At 39.1% G+C, this 16827-nt stretch carries 14 protein-coding genes; 12 read left to right on the forward strand and 2 right to left on the reverse strand.

What is annotated here, in order from left to right; all coding sequences use genetic code 11:
* Positions 1–32 precede the first annotated feature (32 nt).
* The 6 genes from D0T08_RS11900 to D0T08_RS11925 all read left to right on the forward strand — a co-directional run bounded on the left by D0T08_RS11900 (position 33) and on the right by D0T08_RS11925 (position 9660).
* The gene (locus tag D0T08_RS11900; RefSeq protein ID WP_116982857.1) at positions 33–1283 is read left to right on the forward strand and encodes a glutamate-5-semialdehyde dehydrogenase; all 1251 of its coding nucleotides are present in this window, start codon (positions 33–35) and stop codon (positions 1281–1283) included.
* Between the two features lie 157 nt (positions 1284–1440).
* Entirely contained in the window at positions 1441–3087 is a 1647-nt protein-coding gene (gene glgP, locus D0T08_RS11905; RefSeq protein ID WP_116982859.1) for an alpha-glucan family phosphorylase, read from the forward strand.
* 234 nt (positions 3088–3321) lie between these two features.
* Positions 3322–3660 carry a hypothetical protein gene (locus D0T08_RS11910; protein WP_147322764.1) on the forward strand — a complete coding sequence of 113 codons (339 nt, stop codon included), beginning with the start codon at positions 3322–3324 and terminating at the stop codon, positions 3658–3660.
* Positions 3661–3927: 267 nt separating this feature from the next.
* Positions 3928–5064, forward strand: a complete 1137-nt coding sequence (locus tag D0T08_RS11915; protein WP_116982862.1) for an efflux RND transporter periplasmic adaptor subunit — start codon at positions 3928–3930, stop codon at positions 5062–5064.
* Between the two features lie 11 nt (positions 5065–5075).
* Positions 5076–8228 carry an efflux RND transporter permease subunit gene (locus D0T08_RS11920; RefSeq protein ID WP_116982863.1) on the forward strand — a complete coding sequence of 1051 codons (3153 nt, stop codon included), beginning with the start codon at positions 5076–5078 and terminating at the stop codon, positions 8226–8228.
* Positions 8215–9660 (forward strand): efflux transporter outer membrane subunit, encoded by a 1446-nt coding sequence (locus tag D0T08_RS11925; protein ID WP_158561250.1) that lies wholly within the window; start codon positions 8215–8217, stop codon positions 9658–9660. Before D0T08_RS11920 ends, D0T08_RS11925 begins: the two co-directional genes overlap by 14 nt.
* A 50-nt stretch (positions 9661–9710) precedes the next feature.
* On the opposite strand, the gene D0T08_RS11930 is transcribed toward D0T08_RS11925, so the two are convergent.
* Together D0T08_RS11930 and D0T08_RS28065 are read right to left on the reverse strand one after the other, a co-directional pair.
* Positions 9711–12143 (reverse strand): outer membrane beta-barrel family protein, encoded by a 2433-nt coding sequence (locus tag D0T08_RS11930; RefSeq protein ID WP_116982866.1) that lies wholly within the window; start codon positions 12141–12143, stop codon positions 9711–9713.
* A gap of 51 nt (positions 12144–12194) precedes the next feature.
* Positions 12195–12326, reverse strand: a complete 132-nt coding sequence (locus D0T08_RS28065) for a hypothetical protein (protein WP_255413516.1) — start codon at positions 12324–12326, stop codon at positions 12195–12197.
* 231 nt (positions 12327–12557) lie between these two features.
* On the opposite strand from D0T08_RS28065, the gene D0T08_RS11935 reads away from it, so the two are divergent.
* From D0T08_RS11935 to D0T08_RS11960, 6 genes are all read left to right on the forward strand, one after another.
* Positions 12558–13187: a deoxyribose-phosphate aldolase gene (locus D0T08_RS11935; protein ID WP_116982867.1), complete on the forward strand. Its 630-nt coding sequence runs from the start codon at positions 12558–12560 to the stop codon at positions 13185–13187.
* A 90-nt stretch (positions 13188–13277) separates the two neighbouring features.
* Complete coding sequence (locus D0T08_RS11940; protein WP_116982869.1) at positions 13278–14072, forward strand: (Fe-S)-binding protein; 795 nt, start codon at positions 13278–13280, stop codon at positions 14070–14072.
* Positions 14073–14137: 65 nt separating this feature from the next.
* On the forward strand, positions 14138–14644 hold the full coding sequence (locus D0T08_RS11945) for a hypothetical protein (protein WP_116982870.1): 507 nt from the start codon (positions 14138–14140) through the stop codon (positions 14642–14644).
* Between the two features lie 22 nt (positions 14645–14666).
* On the forward strand, positions 14667–15707 hold the full coding sequence (locus tag D0T08_RS11950) for an Atu2307/SP_0267 family LLM class monooxygenase (RefSeq protein ID WP_116982872.1): 1041 nt from the start codon (positions 14667–14669) through the stop codon (positions 15705–15707).
* Positions 15708–15732: 25 nt separating this feature from the next.
* A complete protein-coding gene (locus D0T08_RS11955; RefSeq protein ID WP_116983029.1) occupies positions 15733–16224 on the forward strand; it encodes a GAF domain-containing protein in 492 nt (163 codons plus the stop codon).
* 1 nt (position 16225) lies between these two features.
* Entirely contained in the window at positions 16226–16795 is a 570-nt protein-coding gene (locus D0T08_RS11960; protein WP_116982874.1) for a bifunctional precorrin-2 dehydrogenase/sirohydrochlorin ferrochelatase, read from the forward strand.
* The last annotated feature ends 32 nt before the right edge of the window (positions 16796–16827 follow it).

Below are 16827 nucleotides of genomic sequence, written 5' to 3' on the forward strand. Positions count from 1 at the left end.
GGCAATACTTTGGGGTTATTTATTAAAAATTTATGAATAGTATTCTTCCTCTTCTCCAGGCTACTCAGCAGGCATCGGCAGGTATCAGAAATCTATCAAGCGAACAAAAAAGTCAACTATTAAATCGCCTGATTGTTTTAATCGAACAGTCAAAAGAGTTAATCATAGCTGAAAACAAAAAAGATTTAGACCTGATGGATAAAGCCGACTCCAAATACGACCGTCTTTTACTGAACGAAAGTCGTATTCAGGGCTTAGCTGATTCGTTGAGAGAAGTGTCCCTATTGCCTGACCCAACAGGGCAAGTCCTAATGAATAGCCATCTGGAAAATGGGCTAACTATTAAAAAATTAGCCGTTCCGATGGGAGTAGTCGGCGTTATTTATGAATCTCGCCCGAATGTAACGATTGATGTAGCATCACTTTGCCTACGCTCGGGTAATGCCTGTGTGTTGAAAGGAGGAAAGGAAGCCAATTTCTCTAACCAATGTCTGGTAGGTTTGATTCATCAGGCTTTAGAAGAAGCCGGAGTAGCGAAAGAGGCCGTATTGTTATTACCGACTGATAGAAAATTTACAGAAGAATTATTGAAAGCAACTCGCTTTGTGGATATTATTATTCCAAGAGGTTCGGATTCTTTAATACAATACGTTCGTCAGAACTCGTTGATTCCTACGATTGAAACAGGTGCAGGGGTTGTGCATACTTATGTAGAAAAGACCGCTGATCTAGCAAAGGCAAAAAATATTATCGTCAATGCACGTGTCTCTCGCCCGTCTGTTTGTAATTCCCTTGATTGCGCGATTGTAGATGAAGCTATTCTAGCAGATTTTCTGCCCTTGTTGATTGATGACTTTAATAAATGGGATGTAGAAGTCTATGCTGATGCACCTGCCTATGCTGTTTTTAAACAGGCAGGCTATGAAAAACTCCATGAAGCGAAACCTGAAGATTTTGGCAAAGAATGGCTGGATTATAAAATATCTATCAAGACAGTTAATGGTATTGATGAAGCCTTATCACATATTCAACAATATTCATCCCGACATTCAGAAGCTATTCTGACAGAGGATCAAGCTTTGGCCGAACAATTTTTAAGAGAGGTTGATGCGGCTGCTGTTTACCATAATGCTTCCACCCGTTTTACAGATGGCGGACAGTTTGGTTTAGGTGCTGAAATCGGTATTTCTACCCAGAAACTACATGCAAGAGGGCCATTTGCCTTAGAGAAATTAGTGACAGAAAAGTGGGTGGTGACTGGTAGCGGGCAGGTAAGATGGTAATTTTTTAAAATAAATTTCTTAAAAAAAAGACAAAACATAGCTAAGAGGCGTTATACGTAGAACATGTTTAAATATTGTTTTCATGCCCGAAAAGAATATTTATTAATAAATCCATAGAAATGTTTTTTATTTGTGCCACACAAACCTATGATCGTTTATGAAGAATTTGCCTGAGCAGTATGCTCATCCTTACTCTTTCGCTCCAAAATTCAAAAAATCTGTTGTTTACTTCTCTATGGAATTTGCCATAGACCAGGCATTGAAAACCTATTCGGGTGGGCTTGGGTTTCTGGCAGGTTCGCACATGCGTAGTGCCTATCAAATGAAACAAAATTTGATTGGTATTGGTATGTTATGGAAATATGGGTACTATGACCAGACCCGTAATACTGACAATAGCATGGCTGTACAATTCCGTGAAAAAATATACAATTTCGTCAAAGACACAGGGATTCGCTTTCAGATAATTATTCAGAATCGCCCGGTAAGGGTTGCCGCTTTTTTTCTTACACCAGATACTTTTGGGTCGGTACCCATGTTTTTCCTGACCACTGATATCGAAGGAAACGATGCCTGGGCTCGCTCACTATCTTATCATTTGTATGATAAAGATGCTTCTACTAAAGTTGCCCAGTGTATGATTCTGGGACTCGGAGGCATGAAACTCTTAGATGAACTCAATTACCAGCCTGATATTTATCATTTCAACGAGGCCCATGCCGTCTCAGGAGTATTTCATCTGTACAAAAAATTTGGGAAAGTTGCTGATATTAAAAAGAATGTGGTATTTACTACACATACGCCCGAAGAAGCCGGTAATGATAAACATGATATTAATCTTTTGGAGAGCATGAGTTTCTTTAATGGCATTCCATTGACAGAAGTACGCAAAATAACGGGAATTAAAGATAACATTTTTAATCATTCGCTGGTAGCGCTTCGTTTCAGCAAACAAGCCAATGCGGTTTCAAAACTTCATGGAGATGTATCACGCACCATGTGGAGTGGGCATAGTGGCGTAGCGCCGATTACCCATGTAACCAATGCACAGAATAATCTGTATTGGGCAGATGAAGAATTAGAAAAAGCGCGTAAGAAATCAGATACGAAAAAAATAACAGCGCGTAAAAAAGAATTGAAATCGGTTTTGTTTAAAACCGTAGCTGACCAATGTGGAAAGTTATTTAATCCCAATACACTAACCATTGTATGGGCCAGACGTTTTGCCGCTTATAAGCGCCCTGATTTACTGACACGTGACAGAGAGCGTTTTGAAAGAATCATGCGGAATACCCGTTACCCGATTCAGTTTATCTGGGCAGGAAAGCCTTATCCTTTCGATAATGGAGCAATGGGTATATTTAATGATTTATACTATTTGAGTCACTTGTTCCCAAATATGGCAGTATTAACCGGCTATGAACTGGCCTTGTCAAAGACTTTAAAAGATGGAGCTGATGTATGGTTAAATACGCCTATTGTAACCCGCGAAGCATCTGGCACGAGTGGTATGACGGCGGCTATGAATGCCGGATTGAATTTCTCAACTTTTGATGGGTGGGTATGTGAGTTTGCCAATGACTCAAACTCTTTTGTGGTTCCGGTAGCACAGGGTTATCCGGAATGGGAAAGAGATAATACAGATATTCATAACTTATTAGATATGCTTGAACATAAGATTCTGCCGATGTATTATGATAATCAGGCTGAATGGCAAAAGATGGTTTTGCAAAGCATGAATGATGTGAATGCGTTTTTTGATTCTGATAGAATGGCTACTGAGTATTATGAAAAGGTTTATTGAGAACAAGCATATTTTAATTATCTCAAGAGGTTTTACGATTCCGTATTCGTAAAACCTCTTGCTTTTATACAATTGATAATTTTACTTTTAAAACACCTGTGATAAATAATTTGGTCGAGTAAATACAGGGATTGATAGAGAAAATTTACTAGTTAGTTGAACCATTGGCAGAATTTTGCTTGTTACTACCTATATTTGTCTCCATATCCTTTTTCTAAAGAAAACACAATGTCGGTGCTTAAGAAAAAAATAACTTCTAAAGCGTATTTTTTATTGATACTGATGTTCTCTTTTATTTGCAGACAATTCGTAACTGAAGGTTTCCGGATTTACGAATTAGCTATGAATAAAACAGAGCAGTGTTTAGATATTAGTCTGGAGGATAGCTGTTCTTTGGAAACACAAATGTCTGGCATTGAAGAAGTAGAAGCATCTATTGCTTCTCATTTATCCAAGCCTGTCATGATGGAGTTTACTTTCTGTAAAGAAGCTATTTTTACTGCCACCAATGTACATGAAGTGTACTTAGGCCTCAACACCCCCCCACCTGAGCAAATGCGTTTGCTCGCTTAAGTGTATTTTATAGGTTTTTTCTTGCTGCAAAGATTCTTTGTGGTTAGAATATTCTTTTCTATAAAATACCCTGATAGCTTCTCGCACAAAATGTTGTTTTTTTAAGAGGCAATTCCCTTGTCGGGTTACTGCTGTATGTATCATTGTACGATTCCAATAAAAGAAAGTGACTTTCAAAGAATTACTTGGATTAATAATTTATTAACAATAGATTTAATTTAAGACCCTGATAGTCTGTCTTTTACGAATCACCAAAGGAACTTTTTTATGAAAAATCTTACACTCTTAGCATCGGTGCTATTATTGGCATCGTCCTGCTCCTCTAATAAGGAAGAAAAGCAGGCACAGGAAATGGAAAAATTTCCTGTAACGTCTCCCATTTCTATTGACACCACATTGCCAATCGACTATGTAGCAGAAATCAATGCTGTTCAGAATGTCGAAATCAGAGCAAGGGTCAAGGGATATTTAGATCATATCTATATCGACGAAGGAAAATACGTGAAGCAGGGACAATTACTCTTCACTATTAATAACCCCGAGTTGAATGAAAATATTGTAAAAGCTACGGCTATTCTGAAAAGTGCTGTTACAGAATTAAAAGCCACTGAAATAGAGCTGAAAAATGTAAAATCTCTCGCAGATAAAAACATTGTTTCAAATACTCAACTTGAAATGGCTAAGAACAAAGTTGATCTGGCTAAAGCAAAAGTAGAAGAAGCACAGGCCAACGAAACATTTGCCAAAATTCAGTTAACTTATACGCAAGTAAAAGCACCATTCAGTGGCATTGTGAACCGTATTCCGAACAAAACCGGAAGTTTGATGGAAGATGGCACTTTGTTGACCAGTATCTCTAAAAACGATGAAGTATTTGCCTATTTCGATGTTTCAGAAAAAGAATACCTCAACTATGCCTCCAATCTGAAAACAGATGCTGAGCAATCGAAGAATGTGACTTTGATATTAGCCAATGGCGAAGAGCATCCTTTTAAGGGAAAGATTGAAACCACTGAGGGTGAAATAGAACCAAGCACAGGGAATATTGCTTTTCGAGCCAGATTCAGTAATCCGGATAAGATTCTGAAACACGGTGCCAGTGGTAAGATACGTCTGCAAAGAAAATATAAAAACGCATTGATTATTCCGCAGAAAGCTACTTTTGAAATTCAGGACAAGATGTATGTCTATGTAATTGATAAAAGTAATAAGGTTAAATCCAAGCCAATCACTACCAATAGCCGGATGCCTCATTTTTATATCATAGAATCAGGTTTATCACCTGATGACAAGATTATTTATGAGGGGATTCAGAACATCAAAGACGGCATGACCGTAGACCCACAATTTGTGGAAATGAACGAAATATCGAAAGAATTTGCGGCCAATAGCGCCTCAAGATAAGCCTTATTAACATGTTTACAAATTTTATCAACCGACCGGTACTATCGTTGGTTATATCCATCTTTATAGTACTCTTAGGGGTTTTGGCTATGATTGGCCTGCCAATCACCCAATATCCCGACATTGCTCCTCCAGCCGTTTCGGTTACAACCAAATATACGGGTGCCAATGCTGAGGTATGTGCCAAAGCAGTGGTTACCCCTTTAGAGCGCGCCATTAATGGTGTGCCGGGCATGACTTATATGACCTCTGTTTCGGGTAATGACGGAACAAGTATCATACAGGTATACTTTGAAGTAGGTACTGACCCCGATGTAGCTGCCGTAAACGTGCAGAACAGGGTTACTACTGTACTAGACGAGTTGCCAGAAGAGGTAATCAAAGCCGGGGTATCGACCGAAAAAGAGGTGAATAGTATGTTGATGTACATCAACCTTATTAGTGATGATACTTCATTAGACGAGAAATTTATTTACAACTTTGCTGACATCAACGTTTTAGCTGAGCTTAAACGGATTGATGGAGTTGGTTTTGTAGATATTATGGGCTCACGTGAGTATGCCATGCGTGTATGGCTGAAACCAGCCCGAATGGACGCTTATCAGATATCAGCCGAAGATATTATTCAGGCATTGAAAGCCCAGAATGTGGAAGCTGCTCCCGGTAAAATCGGAGAAAGCTCAGGGCGTCAGCATCAGTCTTTACAATATGTATTGCGCTATACAGGTAAAATGACCACGAAAGAGCAATACGAAAACATCGTGGTTAAGGCATCTGACAATGGCGAATTGCTCCGTTTGAAAGATGTAGCCGATTTGGAATTTGGCTCCTTGGATTACGACGTATTGTCGAAAGAGAATGGCAAACCATCGGCCGCCATCGTTCTGAAACAAAGACCGGGTTCGAATGCCAGCGAAGTAATCGACAATATTAAGTCTCGTCTGAACTTCCTGAAAGAAACGACTTTCCCCCCGGGCATGACTTATACCATCAGTTATGACGTTTCACGCTTTCTGGATGCTTCCATTGATGAAGTAATCAAAACACTTATCGAGGCATTTATATTAGTTGCCATTGTCGTATTTCTATTCCTGCAGGACTTCCGTTCTACACTTATTCCCGTGTTAGCGGTGCCTGTTTCGCTGGTAGGTACATTTGCCTTTATGCAGTTGTTTGGCTTCTCTATCAACCTCCTTACACTTTTTGCCTTGGTATTGGCTATCGGTATTGTAGTTGATAATGCCATTGTGGTGGTAGAGGGGGTGCATGCCAAAATGGAAGAAAAACACCTTGGCCCTAAAGAAGCTACCATTGAGTCGATAGGTGAAATCAGTAGTGCCATTATTGCTATTACCCTGGTGATGTCGGCCGTGTTTGTGCCTGTGGCATTCTTATCAGGCCCTGTGGGTGTATTCTACCGACAGTTCTCTGTTACGATGGCGATTTCCATTGTTATTTCAGGGGTTAATGCCCTGACTCTTACACCTGCACTATGTGCCATAATGCTGAAAAACCCACATACTGAGGAGAAGAAAAGTAATCTTTTGACCCGATTCTTCGATAAGTTTAACCAGGGGTATGATAAGCTATCTGATAGATATAAAAGTTTATTAAGACTGATTGCTAATCGTCGTTTGGTAACAGTGCTTGTATTAGTAGGTTTTAGTGTGGGTACCTGGGGTGTTGGTAAAGTATTACCTACCAGTTTTATCCCTACAGAGGATCAGGGGACTATCTATGTGAACGTAACTACACCTGTAGGTGCTACCTTAGAACGTACGGAAGAAGTGATGAATGAGATTGACAGAATTGCCAAAACGCTACCGGAAGTAGAATCTATTTCAAGCTTATCAGGTTTCAGTATGATGACTGATGGGGTCGGCGCCTCATTTGGTATGAGTACCATAAACCTGAAAGCGTGGAAAGATCGTAAGGCAACAGCCAATGATATTATCGCACAAATGGTTGAAAAAACCAGGCATATCAAAGATGCAGAAATCCAGTTCTTCCCCCCACCTGCGGTACCGGGCTTTGGTAATGCCAGTGGTTTTGAGGTACGTATGCTTGATAAAACAGGCTCAGGAAATTTGCAGAGAACGGCAGAGGTAGCTGATGAATTTATGAAAGAGCTCAAAAAACGTCCTGAAATAAAAGAAGTGTTTTCGAGTTTCAATCCTAATTTTCCACAATACCTGATTCATGTCGACCAAGATATGGCTGCCAAGAAAGGGATTTCGGTAGATGCTGCGATGAGTAACCTGCAATCGTTGATTGGTAGTTTTTATGCGACTAACTTCATCTTGTTCGGTCAGATGTACAAGGTAATGATACAGGCTGACCCTAAATACCGTGCTCAGCCTGAAGACATCATGAAACTGCGCATCAAGAATAAACATGGTGAAATGGTGCCTTATGCCATCTTTAGCCGCATAGAACGTGTCTATGGTCCTGAACAATTGACCCGTTACAATATGTATGTATCGGCGATGCTGAACGGAGAAGCAGCTCCGGGTTATAGTAGTGGTGATGCCATCAGAGCCATTGAAGAAGTAGCTAAAGCTAAATTACCAAGAGGATATACCTACGAATGGTCGGGTATGACTCGTGAAGAGGTACTTTCGGGTAATCAGGTAGTGTATATTTTCATTATCTGTCTACTGTTTGTGTATCTGCTGTTGGCAGCACAATATGAAAGTTTCATGCTTCCATTGCCTGTTATTCTCTCATTGCCTGTCGGTATATTTGGTTCATTGTTTTTCTTATGGCTGTTTGGTCTGGAAAACAATATTTACGCACAGGTAGCAATGGTAATGCTCATAGGCCTCTTAGGTAAGAATGCCATTCTGATTGTTGAGTTTGCCGTTCTGCAACAAAAAGAGGGTAAAACCTTACTAAAGGCTGCCATAGGTGGTGCAGTTGCCCGTTTCAGACCTATCCTGATGACCTCTTTTGCTTTCGTAGCAGGTTTAATTCCGCTAATGTCTGCTTCAGGTGCAGGTGCTATTGGTAACCGAACCATTGGTACTGCCGCTGCCGGAGGTATGTTGTTCGGAACCATCTTCGGGGTTATCATCATTCCTGGGTTGTATGTCATCTTTGCAGGAATGCCTAAACGCAAGAAAAACACGAAAAAAATTAACAAGGAATCGTATGTTGAAGCTTAAATATATTTATCTGTTTGCCTGTATCATTTTTTTGGGTGGATGTAAGCTTAAAGAAAATTTACCACAAAATAAGCCGGTAGCTATACCATCAAAATTCAGTGCAAAAACAGACACAACCACTACACAATTAGCCGGCATGCAGGATTTCTTTGCAGATCCTGCCCTTATGGCGCTTATAGACACTGCCTTAAAAAATAATTTCGATTTGCAGATAGCAATGCAAAATATCGAATTAGCCCGCGCAGGCGTTCGTTTTACCCAAGGGATTGATATGCCCGATTTATCAGCCGCCGCGAGTATGGGCGCTCGTAAATTCGGAAATTATACCATTGATGGAGTTGGTAATTATGATACCCAGTTTTCTAATAATCTGGATAATAAGCAAAAATTACCATCACCGGTTATTCCTGACTTTTTTATTGGACTACAGTCTTCATGGGAAGTTGATTTGTGGGGAAAACTCAAGAGTAAAAAGAAAGCAGCCGCTGCCCGATTTATTGCGAGTGAACATGGTAGAAATCTGGTGGTTACTTCAATGGTTTCAGAAATTGCCGATGCCTATTTTCAGTTATTGATTTTAGATAACGAGCTGAAAATATTAGAAGATAATATCAAATTGCAACAATCGGCTTTAGAGATTGTAAAGGCGTTAAAGCAGGCAGGGGAAGCAAACCAATTAGGGGTTGAACTCATGAGTGCCCAATTGCTTAGTTCTCAATCTCTGAAAGTGGAAGCCAAGCAGAAAATCGTTGAAAACGAAAATAAGATTAACTTTCTGTTAGGCAGATTCCCACAATCGATTAATCGTAGAACTGTGGCCTGGGAGAACATTGTTCCTCCTAAACTATCGACCGGAATACCATCGGCTTTATTACAAAACCGACCTGATATTAAGCAGGCTGAATTTGATTTAATAGCTGCCGATGCCGATATTTATTCGGCTAAGGCGGCATTTTATCCCTCGCTTAATCTGAATGGCTCTATGGGATTACAGGCTTTCAGGGCAGCAGTTCTATTTAATCCGGGCTCCTTTGCTTATAGTGTGGCCGGTGGTTTGTTTGCTCCATTGCTCAATAGACGACAATTAATTGCCGATCTGATGGCAGAAGAAGCTGAACAAAAAATGGCGTATACCAACTATAAGAGAACCATCGTGAATAGTTTTACTGAAGTGTATAACTATCTGAATCTGATTGAGAATACCAACGAAATACACGAGTTGAAATCGAAAGAAGTAGATGTATTGAAAAATTCAATCACGACCTCCATTGAATTATTCAAATTTGGTAGTGCTACTTATCTGGAAGTAGTGACAGCACAGAAAAATGCCTTACAGGCACAAATGGAATTGATTAATTTAACAAAGAGTCAATATGGTGCAGTAATAGGGCTTTATAGAGCTTTAGGCGGCGGTTGGCGGTCGGAGATTTGATAATAAAAAAAGGCTGTTCAATTCGAACAGCCTTTTTAGTATCTAAGCAATCAGGAAGCTTTCACTCGTTGCTGTTCACTTTCTGAGCCACCATTCTGGCGTACTTTCAGCGTCTGACCTTTGCTGAATCTAAAGGCAAACGAAATGGTTACTACGCGGGTATCTAAATAACTAAACCAACTGGCCACAGCATTTTTGATATTACGAATATCTCCGCCAACCTGATTTGTATAAAACACATCATTTACATTCAGTCTTAAGGTACCTTTATCTTTCAGGATTTTTGTTGATACCCCTGCTCTGATAGAACCAATTGGAATAACAAGGAATTGGCCTGATAATACTTTGGTCTGATAAGAACCTGCCAATTCGGCACTCCATTTTTTGTTGATAACAAACTGGTTGGTTGGCACAACTACCCAAAACCAACGTGAATCGTTGAGGGTTTCGGTATAAATCGGACTTTCAAATTTGTTATTCAAATAAGCTGTATACAATTGAAGTGTCCACCATTTTTGTATCTTGAAGGTACCGTTTACTTCTACTCCATAAGAAATCTGCTTCGCAAAATTACCCGGGCGACTATAATAAATATTTCCTCTTTGCTCGTTAGTCTCCGAAATTACATTGTTCGATTGGCTATACTGCAAAGTCGTTGTTACCATATTATTATAGGTATATGATAACTCTGCATTATATGAGAAAGTAGGTTGTAGGAACGGATTACCACCATAATAGGTAAATCTATCCATCGGATATGTAAACGGATTCATATCCCTATAATTAGGGCGGTCGATACGTCTGCCGATTGACAAGCCTATTACGTGTTTAGAAGCTGAATCGATTTTATATTGTGTGTAAAAAGTAGGGAAAAGGTTGGTATAATTTCTTTTGAATGAAGAGTCTTTCACAACTATATTGCCTAACTGGTTGCCGACGATGCTGGTATTCTCCAGGCGTAGACCTGCCTGAATTGAGATTTTCTTGAAGTCTCTTGAATAATTCAGATAGACAGCATTGATATTTTCTTTGTATTGAAAATTATTCGAAAAAGTATAATTCGGCACTTTCTGATCATCCACCACATCGTAGAAATCGGCAATGTTTCCCGTTTTCACAAAGCTTGTCTTAGCTCCTGCTTCAATTCTTCCACCTTTGGCAAGCGGATTAAGATAATCAATCTTTGCAGCTCTGATACTAATGTCAGATGGCAGGTTTGATTCTAAAATACTTTTGTTAATCAGACCCCCATCAGGGTTCAGGTTTTTATTTTCAAGTCTTTGCTCAACCTTTGATTTATAAACTATATTATCAAGGTTGACTGATATTTCTCTGCCTTTCGTATTCAATTGATGAGTCATATTCAGATTTACACTACCGTTTTTAAACAGAATATCCGTTGGATTATAGGCATCAACCAGGCCAGTTATTTCGTTCTGTCCGTTTCTGATAGCAGCTTTATTTGTCAGATTCCTACTTGATGGGTTAATGAAACCGCTCAATGCTACACCTATTGTAGTCTTTTTGGTTATGTAATAATCAAGCCCTAATTTCAGGTTATTGCTCCTGTTAGTAGGTCTGATATACGAATTCTGAATGAATGTTGAACTGAGTTGTCCTTCAGGTGTAAAGTACTTACGGGTAATGGTTAAGTCCTGATAGCTACTATTTTGATTGGCACTCAGATTGGAAAAGAAGTTGAATTTATTAATGCGGTAATTGAAATTAAAGCTATTGTTGGTACGCATAAAACGCCCTTGTCCGTAAGACAGATTCAAGCCGCCATTCATACCTCTGGCAAGGTTTTTCTTCAAGCGGATATTAATCACCCCGGAATTTCCTGCGGCATCATATTTGGCAGGCGGATTAGTCATGATTTCAATAGATTCGATAGTAGATGAGGGAATTGTACGTAAGTAATTGGCTAGATCAGAAGCTGATAGATAGGTAGGCTTATCATCAACAAAGACCACTACTCCACCCTTTCCTCTAAGTGAAATATTACCATTTATATCAACAGTTACACCCGGTGCTTTTTCCAGTACTTCAAGCGAAGTTACCCCTGCATTGCTGATTAAAGCTTCCGGATTAATAACAGTTCGATCAATTTTCTGCACAACGAAAGCTTTCTGTGCTGTTACAGCCACCTCTTGCAGTTCGTTCGTGCTGTTGGTAAGCGTAATACTTCCTAAATCGATGGTAGAATTTTGTGCATTTAAAATGATTTTTCCGGAAGTATATTTATTCATACCTACAAAACTTACCTCTACTAATAGTGTATCATACTTTAGTTTTTCAAATTCAAATTTGCCATCTACATCTGTAAAAGAAGATTTTAAAATCCCTTTCTGGCCTTTTGATAGTATAATAGTTGCTCCGACCACTGCCTCTTTTTTGTCGTCTTTTATAAGGCCTTTAATAGTTCCGTTTTGTGCCTGGGCTAAGCTTGTGATGAAGAATAAAAAGAATAGTTTTTTGTACATAATTTGTTGTATGCGCTTAATTTAGGTTGGTAATAAAGATTGCATGGATGATTAATGGAGTACTACAAAGAGCCATTGACCTGTTGAATATCCGGCTTTAAAAATGGCAATAGCACCCCCAACAATGAGCAGTGGCAGCATGAATTGGAGAAATTGCGATTCATGTAATTCTTGTTTTTTCATAATTGTATAAGATTGTGATTATAAAGAGAAAATGCAAATACACCGGAGGAATAGCCAATTTTTATCTTGGCGTAAGTGGGGAGTATAGCTTTTTCATAATTTTCTTCAAAGAAAATGCTATTTCAGTTTTTCGGCAGGTTGTTTTTGATAAAAGGTTATTTTCTATGAAGAACGAAAATACATTTCATGAAACCACCTATCTGATATTAGCAAATACTCTATATTTGTTTTATGCAAAACCTCTTTCCATCTACCGAACTTCAATTAACGCATGCTAAAGTCAGCGTTGAAGAAATGTATAGGGCACTTAATCAGGTTCAGCAAAATAACCTAGCAGGTTTGTTAGTACCTCCTTTCTGGGTAAAAAAAATATATAGAGATTGGGGTGCTGATAATCAGGCCAATCTTGGAACAGTCGTTGGTTTTCCACTTGGCTATCAGCGTACAGAGGTAAAACAGTTAGAAACAGAGCTAGCTTTGAAGGATGGTGCTACTGATATTGAAGTAATGCTCAACACCTCAGCCTGGTTTTCAAACCAGAATAATTGGGTGAAGATAGAATTTGCCAAATTAGGTAAGCTGATACATCAACAAGAAGCATTTTTCACAGTTGCTATTGATGCTTCATATTTTGATACCATTAATCTGCAACTTGCCATAAAAGATGCTATTGACGCAGGTGTTGATTATATAAAAATCTATCAGCCTTTTAATCTTGTGCAGTCTTTACAAATCAAACAATGTATTCCGGATAGTGTGGGTTTAAAGATTTTTGCTGATAATGCCGCTTTAACAGAGATGCAGCAATTGATTGATGCAGGAATAGAGCGAATAGTTCTTACTGAATTTCTACTAAAATAATATTTCTTTGCTTCGCTTGCAAATATTATGCAAGCATACTATTTTTGCTCATATATCACGATTGTTTAAATCGTGTAAAGCAACGAAACTATGGCAGATACTATTGAATATAAAGTGCCCACTATGGCCGAAATGGCCATGAACGGACAAGCGCCTGAAATTCTTTTCTGGGTAGGTTGCGCAGGTTCTTTCGACGACCGTTATAAAAAAGTAACCATTGCTTTTGTCAAAATTCTGAATAAAATCGGGGTTAATTTTGCTGTTTTAGGTACAGAAGAAAGTTGCACAGGAGACCCAGCCCGCAGAGCCGGCAACGAGTTTACTTTCCAGATGCTGGCGCAGCAAAACATTCAGGTTCTGAATGGATATGGGGTAAAAAAAATAGTAACTGCCTGCCCCCACTGCTTTAATATCCTGAAAAACGAATATCCCGAATTAGGTGGTACATACGAAGTTATTCACCATTCTCAATATCTTCAACAATTAATCAACGAAGGCAAAGTAAAAGTAGAAGGTGGTGGCACTTTCAAAGGTCAGAAAATCACCTACCATGACTCCTGCTATTTAGGCCGGGCTAATGAGGTTTACGAAGCGCCACGCCAGGTACTGGAAATATTAGATGCCGAGTTGGTAGAAATGAAACGTTGCCGCACTAACGGGCTATGCTGTGGTGCCGGAGGTGCACAAATGTTTAAAGAGCCAGAAAAAGGGTTTAAGGATATTAATGTGGAACGTACTGAAGAAGCTCTGGCAACAGGTGCTAAAACCATAGCAGTAGCCTGTCCTTTCTGCATGACAATGATTTCTGATGGTGTAAAGAATAAAGAAAAAGAACATGAGGTAAAGGTCTATGATTTGGCAGAATTGCTAATTCAAACATTGTAGTTCGCTTCCTGACAGAACTTTTACAGGCGTATCGAATGTTTAGCTAACAGAATAAAACCTGTATTATGTATATTTCTTTTGAACAAATCCCTCAAAGCGCTCGTATCTGGGTTTATCAGGCCAATCGCACCTTAACTGATGCAGAAATCAGTGATATAGAAACCACTTTAAAGCCGGCCGTAAGCCAATGGGCAGCTCATGGAGCCTCATTATTAGCATCAGTAAAAGTATTGTATAATCGCTTTGTGGTGATTGCGTTGGATGAAAATCAGAACGAAGCCAGTGGTTGTTCGATTGATGCTTCTACACGTTGGTTCGTAGAATTAGGCAATCGCCTTAACATTGATTTCTTCGACCGTTCGCAGGCTTATATTGATGGAGACGAAATCAAAACCTTTTCGATTTTCCAACCCAAAAAAGCGATTGAAAGCGGGCTTATTTCTGCCGATACTATCCTCTTTGTTAATAACAATAATCTTCACACATTAGCTGATTTATCTACCCAATGGAAAGTACGTGCTTCAGAAAGCTATCTTAAAAGGTTTTTCAACAACGTAGGTTCATTAGCATAAATCAAACTTCTCTTTACAGACTATGGAATTAGGTATTAGTACATTTGGAGAAGTACACGCTGACGGAGTAGCAGGCAAAGCAGTTAACGCCCATATACGTATGCAGGAATTGATAGCTGAAGGCAAACTGGCCGATGAAGTGGGTTTAGATGTATTTGCCGTAGGCGAACATCACCGTCCGGATTTTATTATTTCTGCTCCTGAAGTAGCTTTGGCTGCCATTGCAGCCGTTACCAAAAATATACGTTTGTCTAGCTCGGTAACTGTTTTAAGTTCTGCGGACCCGGTTCGTACCTTTCAGAATTTCTCTACCTTAGACCTTATTTCTAATGGTCGGGCAGAAATCCTAGCAGGCAGAGGGTCATTTATTGAGTCTTTCCCATTATTTGGTTATAGTCTTGACGATTATAATGAGTTATTTATTGAAAAACTTGACTTGCTTACCAGGATTAACCAATCTGAGATAATTTCTTGGAAAGGTAAATTCAGAGCACCTATTCACCAATTAGGTGTTTATCCCCGCCCTATTCAGGAAGCACTTCCGATATGGTTGGCTGTAGGTGGGACTCCAGCTTCTGCTATAAGAGCAGGCAAGATGAACCTTCCTATGACTCTCGCTATTCTGGGTGGTCGACCAAGCCAATATGTATCGTTTGTGAATCTTTATAAGCAATCGTACAAAGCAGCAGGGCACGACCCGGCTAAATTTCAATTAGGCATTAACTCACAATTTTATATTGCAGAAACCTCTCAGCAAGCTGAAGATGAATTCTGGCCATCGTATGAGAAGCTAATGAATCGTGTAGGTAAAGAAAGAGGATGGTCGCCTATTACCCGTGAGCATTTTGAATATCTTTGCATGCCTGATGGACCTTTGTTTGTGGGTAGTCCACAACAGGTGATTGATAAGATTCTTTATCAAGCCGACCTCTTTAATCATACACGTTTTCTGGCACAAATGGTAAAGGGCGATATTCCTCATGCCAAAATCATGAAAGCCATTGAGTTGTTTGGTACAGAGGTTGCTCCGGCGGTCAGAAAGGCTTTGAATGCAGCTCAATAGATTATTATTTTTATTATCAGAAATTATGGCAGAAACCTTATATATACCTCAGACCACCGCACGCAAAGAAATTTATGAAAGCCTGTTACCACAGGTAGAGGGCTTGATAAGCGGTGAAACAGATACTATTGCCAATCTGGCAAATTTAGCCGCTGTGCTGAAAGAAGCTTTTAGCTTTTTCTGGGTAGGTTTTTATATTAAAAAAGAAAATCAATTGGTTTTGGGACCGTTTCAAGGACCAATCGCGTGTACACGTATCAATTTCAATAAAGGGGTTTGTGGTTATTGTTATCGTACCAAAGAAACGGTGATTGTACCTAATGTAGATGAGTTTCCGGGACATATTGCTTGTAGTTCAGCTTCGAAATCAGAAATTGTTGTACCTGTTTTTGACCATACAGGTGAGGTACTCATGGTATTGGATGTAGACAGTGATGAATTAAATGATTTCTCGGAGGATGATAAAGTGGGTTTGGAGAAAATGATGAAATTATTAGAAAAGACTTTTACGGTATAAAATGAATAATCTGTTCCCCATATTTTTAAAACTGGAAGAACTACATACCTTGATTGTAGGAGGTGGAAATGTGGGGCTTGAAAAATTAGAAGCGGTTTTACGTAATTCACCTAAAGCAAAAATTACCTTAGTAGCACCTGAAATCAAGGACGAAATCAAGGCATTGGCAGAAAGTCATAACCTAAGTTTGATTTTTGAGAAGTATGATAATAAATACCTTGAAGGTATAGATATAGTCATTGCAGGTACGGATAATAAAGCTGTTAATCAACAGGTTCAACAGGATTGTAAGGTCAGAAAAATTTTGGTAAACATTGCCGATACGCCTGATTTATGTGATTTCTATCTGAGTTCAGTGGTAGTAAAAGATGATTTGAAAATAGCGATTTCAACTAATGGTAAGTCTCCTACTTTTGCCAAGCGTTTTCGTGAGGTATTAGAAGAAATATTGCCTGATGCATTGCAGGAAACCTTAGATAATCTGCAAAGCATCAGAAACAAGCTAAAAGGTGATTTTCAGGATAAAGTACAGAAATTGAATGAGATTACTAAAGTGATGCGGGGTGAATAGTAATTATTTTAATTTCTTTACGATTGAAATAA

The organism is Emticicia sp. C21, from assembly GCF_003418935.1.
Classification (GTDB): domain Bacteria; phylum Bacteroidota; class Bacteroidia; order Cytophagales; family Spirosomataceae; genus Emticicia.